This is a genomic window from Pseudomonas sp. F220, from assembly GCF_057813935.1.
In genome coordinates, this window is sequence record NZ_JBVASJ010000079.1 from 1 (window position 1) to 5,220 (window position 5,220).

A 5,220-nucleotide genomic window follows, 5' to 3' on the forward strand; every position below is an offset into this window, starting at 1 on the left:
GACAGAATTTCGGCGTGTCCAGTGGAGACCACCACCTTCGGTTCCGGTAACCATTGCTGCGCACGATTACCGCTGACGTGCTGGGTGATCCAGTCGCGGGTGGTCTGGTCGGCGAAGGGGGTTCCGTCACTCCAGTTCAACAGCTCCAGGCCCGGCAAGCGCTCAAGGAACATGCCCAGGTCACGTTTGACGATGTCCGCCCAATCATTTTGTGGCGAGGCTTGTTTGCTCAGCGCCTGATACAGGTACCACTGCAAATCCAGCCAGAAATGGTTCACCGCCTCGGCGTACATCCTCTCGGCCAGATCCAGCAGTTCAGTCCAACTCTGTTGCAGGTACAAGCGTTGGAGTTGCGCCCGGTACTCGCCACGGGGCGATTCCAGGCGTGTATGGCCATTGGCGGCCAGAGGTGGTGCCTGATGCAAGGTGTCCCAGCGTAAGCTCTTCATCAATCGGTGGGCTGCCAGCCAGCCCTGGGGTTGCTCACGTAAATAACCCGCCAGTACCCGGCCGCTGTCCAGCAGATCCCGCCCAGACTTGATGACCATGGCGCTCGGCACCGCTGTTTGTGTATTTTGCGCATTCAACTCATGACTGGCGCTGTGCTGCGGCACCAGTGCATTGACCCCGCCAGACCGCGCCAACCGAGCGGACAACGCGCCATACAACGCCCCCAGGGCCGGACGCTGATCCTGCGGCCAGGCCTCAAGCCCTTGCTCTAGCCACGCCAGCGCCGCCACGGTTGCTTCGGCCTCGCTGCGCACCACCTCGGGGTACAGCGACAGGCTGTCCAACACCTTGCTGCTGGCCAGCCATTCCAGGGCCATCTTGCGGCTATTGGGCCGCGCCGGCAGCACCTGGGCGGCATAACGCTCCAGCAACGCGGCCAACAAGGTCAACCCGTCCGCCAGCCCGGCCTCACCGTCCTTGTGCAAGCGTGCCCACAGGTAATAGGTGCCCACCCGCAGGTCTTTGCAAGTGTGGGTGAGCAACTTTTCTGCCAGTTGAATCACGCGTTCGGTATCCGCCCCGGACAGCTTGTTGACCTCCTCGCGCATGCGCTGGAAGTCATCGTCATAACCCGGGTCTTCGCCGACGGGCGAGTCGTCGCTGACAGGTTGCAGCCACGGCAACCAGCGTTCAGCCTGGCTGCTGGCCAGAGCCACCGCGTCGCGTTCACCCAGGCACTGGGCAATCAAGCTCTGCAGGCTCATTCAGGGCTCCCGTTCTGCGCATCAGCCACTGAAGCAGTGCCCCCGTTGAGGAAAATCTGCTGCGGCAACGTGAAGTTGCGCAGCTTGAGCAAGGCCAGCGGCCCGGCGCCCAGTTCGGTGCGCAGGTACCAGGTCAGGTCCAGGCCATCGGGGGCCTTGATGTCCAGGCGATAGCGGCTGTCGCCATCGTCCAGGGCGGTAACTTTGGCTTTCTCCAGCAAGCGGATCAGGCCCCAGGTCCCCTGGTAGTCACCAAACAGACGCTCATCGGTGCGCACACTGGTCCAGCTCAGGCTGGCCCCCGGATGGTCACTGCGGCCCGGCCAACTGAAACGCTGCCAGAACTCTCGCTGGTTGAAGTACTGGTGTTCCTCACCATTGAGGGTGAAGGTGGTTTGCACCACATCACGCGCCGGTTTGCCCTGCAACTCGAAGCTCAGGCCCATGCCGCCGTCGGTGTAGATCACGTCGGCTAACTGACTGAGCTGGTTGATCGCAGCCAAAAACTGCGGATTGAAACGCAAGCCCTGGCTATGGTGCGGATCGGCCACCCAGCGGTTGCCTTCCTTGCGCAATACGCCGCTCAGTTGGCTCTGCAAAAACTGCTCGATGCGCCCCGAATCCGCGCGAATCATCTGCCCCAGCATGGGCAGCGAAGCGTCGCTGGCGGTGTCGACAAAGGGGTAACGCTCGGCAAACGCGCTCTGCCATTCACGCACGATCCCGCGCTGCCACTGGCTGTTGAGCCCCGCGGCCGAGGGTTGCAAGACCCGCTGCCAGGCTTGTTCCAGCGGTTGCACGAAGAGGGTTTGCCCGACCCCGCCCCACTCCGCCCCCAGGCTCGCGGCGATCAGGCTGCCATAGGACTGGGTGTCCGTCAGGTCCACGCTTTTGCCCTGGAACACCGTCTGCGCCAATGCTTCAGTCATTTCCTGCGGATCTGACGCGCTACTCACTTGCTGCAGTTTCAAACGCACCCGCGTCACTCGGGTCAGAAACGCTTGAAGGCTCAGGCTGTCGTTACCGCCCTTGCCCTCAGCGTCTTTGCCCAGCAAGGTCAATAACGGACCGAAGGTGGCGTCCAACGGGCTGCGCGGTTCTAGTGTTCGTGGGTCAATCACTGGCAGCTTGTCCTGGCCGATCAGCTTTTGGGCGGACTTCATCAGCGAGTCCGCCAAGGCCTGGTGACGAGCACCGGCCTGCCCCTGATAGGCCAGGGTGTTCATCAGCGCGATCAGCGGCGACTGGCGCACATCGCTCATCAGCGTCAACTGGTCGATCACCTCGCCCAGGCTCTCGGCCCGACGCCCGTGCAGGCTGTTGAGAAAGCCCAGCCAGGCGCTGGCGTAGTCCTGAAAGTAGCGCTCGGTGAGGTGCGCCTTGAGCACATCCGGGGTCAGCTCGTCGGCAATGTTGGCTTGATTGTCGCTGAGCACCCAGTCGATCTCCTCACGCCGCGCCTCGGCAATCTCGTCAATCGTCTGCCGCACCAGACCCTCCCAGGCCTGGCGGGTGAATACCCCTGGCACCTCAGCGGTGGTGGCGAACAGCGCCTTCGCCTCGGTATCGCCCACCATGTCTTGCAAGCTCAACGCCGGGTAGTGATTGGCGCTGGTGTCGAGGAGTTGCTGGTACAGACTGCCTTCGGCATTACGCTGCCCCAACTGACCGAGCAGCACCTGCCGGGTCTGGGCAACCAGCCTCGGGTCGGCCTCGATACGCCAGCCCGGATGCGCCGTCAGGTGTTCACCGTAGAACTGCCACAGGTTCGGCGCCAGGCCTTGCCAGAGCCCCGGCGACACACCGTCGCGCACCGGCTCGGCGTTGCCCAGGGCTTTGGCCAGAAAGGCGGCGTCGGCTTTTTGCGGCCGCGCCATCATCAGATAAGCCTTCAATTGTTCGTGGGCGCTCTGAGCCCGCTCGGCCCGTTGCGCACTGCCCGGTGGCAGGCTGATCAAGGCATTGAGCTGGCGCTGTAAATGGGCCGCCGCCGGGTCACGGATCAAGCGGTTGTTGGCCTCGACATAGCGCGGCCATAACGCATCGAGCAGGCCTTGATTCTGGTTCAAACCAAAACGCTGATACCAGGGCACGCCGTGTTCCGCGCGGTAATCCAGACGCGCAAGTTCGCGCACCAGATCATTGAGCGCGCGCAGTTGCGCATCGCCGCTGCCCGGTTGCTGCAACGTCGCCAACGCGGTATCTACCCGGGCGATCTGCGTGCGGTTACTGACAAACGCCAGCAACAGCCCCGCGCCCCACACCAGTGCCAGCCCCAACACCAGCGCATAACCGATGCGCGGAGCGCTCCAGCCCAATCGGCGCACTTTGGCGCTATCGGCAACCACGCCGCGCCACACAGCAGCCAAACCCTGTTGAGTGGCCTGCACCGGCAAGCTGAACCACACCCCCCGCAACGGCACGCCACGGGCAAACACGCCGGACAAAGGCGCCAGCGTCTGACGCCAACGAGCAATGCCACCGTCCTGCAAATCCCGGGACAGGCGCAGCAGGAAGTCATGACTCAACACATCGCTCATCTGCGCCAGGCCCTCGCGACGTAAAGGCAGCAGCAAACCACTCAGAGCGTTTTCCAATGCCGCCGCCGTGAAACGTGCAGGCAACAAGCAACCCACCGGACGGCTTTCACGTGAGTCCTGCGACCATTCACTGTCGCAGACCTGCCACAGGTACAACGGCAACTGCCAGCCCAAGCCACGGGCCAAATTTTGCAACTGGCTCACGCCCGCCCCTATCGCGGCGGCATCCGCAGCCTGGGGTGTATTCAGCGCCCAGACCACCCCGTCCAGCGCACGCCAGCGGCTCAGTCCAGCCCATTGCTCAGGGAATGACTGAGCCAGCGTCGACTGGGCACTGCCGCCCCATAGCAGGACGGTGCCTTGGCTTTCCCGCCAGAGTTTTTTGGACAACCCCGGAGCGATGGCCTCGATCTGGTCGGGTTCGCCGATGACCAACAGCAGACGGACTTTGCGGCGCCAGAAGACGGAGTGGTGGTTGCATAGGTGCGCTTTAATCGAATTGATCAAAGCAGCCTGAGCATCACGGGACTCAGGGTGGCTAGCTTGCGCAGACTGGGGTACATCATCCGCCTCCTGCCGACGGTAAGCCGAGCCTCCCAACCGATGCCCCAACAAATGGTAGCCACCGACACACATCACCAAAAGCAAGGTCGTAACGGCTATCAACCACAATCCTGTCGTTTGGTGGTCACTACCAGATCTAAATCCAAACAACTCTGGGTAACGCAAAATCAATACACCCAGAACCGTACCGATAAACAACAGCACGACGACCAGAACCGCCAACCACACAACACGTCGAAACTGCATTTGAAATTCCTACTTCGAGAGCGATGACACAGGCGTCAAGACCGTGCCCCAGAGCCCTGTATCAACACAGCCGCCCCCGCTAAAAATGAACTGCGGCCCAGCGCCGCATTGAATAGCCTGCGTTGCGGTGGCAATCGCCAGCCACGGTGCTGCTTTGCCCGGGTGTCCCAACGCACTATCCAAGTCATAAAACCCTTGGTTATGCTTCGACGGGATAGGCACTTCAGCCAAGACCGTGGTCAATGCAGCATCACGTTGCGCATCAACCCCCACTCGCCAAGTCTGCTCGATGGATTGCGCATCCAACGGCACCCAGTCCAAGGCTTGGTGGGCGACATAGAGCAAGGCATCGGTGGTCGGCTCGCGCTCCTGCTCCGGACGATGCAGGTAGGCCATTGGGGGCAAGACGGTTTGCGTCAGGCGGTTACCAAGCAGCAGTCCGACGGCCGCTTCAGCCGTCCCTTCAGGCTGCTGCGGCGCAAACTGTGACGACACTACCAACAGCATCGCCTGATCACGAATACGCCGGTCGAGCCACTGATCCAAAGCCACCAAACCGTTACCCTCGACAGGCACTGTCGACTGGCGGATGCCGGACTCGCGCCATACCTGTTGCCATACCCGCTGCAACACCTTCTCCGGCAAAGCACTATCAA

The 5,220-nt window shown here is 62.1% G+C and carries 2 protein-coding genes and 1 pseudogene; all 3 read right to left on the reverse strand.

Features of this window, described 5'->3' with window-relative positions:
- Window positions 1-1,214: type VI secretion system protein TssA (tssA, locus tag ACZYSM_RS28845; protein ID WP_489077041.1), on the reverse strand; the 1,214-nt coding region annotated here is incomplete at its 3' end.
- Window positions 1,211-4,564 carry an ImcF-related family protein gene (locus ACZYSM_RS28850; RefSeq protein WP_489077043.1) on the reverse strand — a complete coding sequence of 1,118 codons (3,354 nt, stop codon included), beginning with the start codon at window positions 4,562-4,564 and terminating at the stop codon, window positions 1,211-1,213. The genes ACZYSM_RS28850 and tssA, both read right to left, overlap by 4 nt.
- Before the next feature lie 9 nt (window positions 4,565-4,573).
- Window positions 4,574-5,220, reverse strand: a pseudogene (locus tag ACZYSM_RS28855) (hypothetical protein); the annotation flags it as partial.

What these genes read in the sequence shown, in the direction of transcription:
- ACZYSM_RS28850 (WP_489077043.1), bottom strand. Translation starts at nt 4,564, where the DNA reads ATGCAGTTTCGACGTGTTGTGTGGTTGGCGGTTCTGGTCGTCGTGCTG.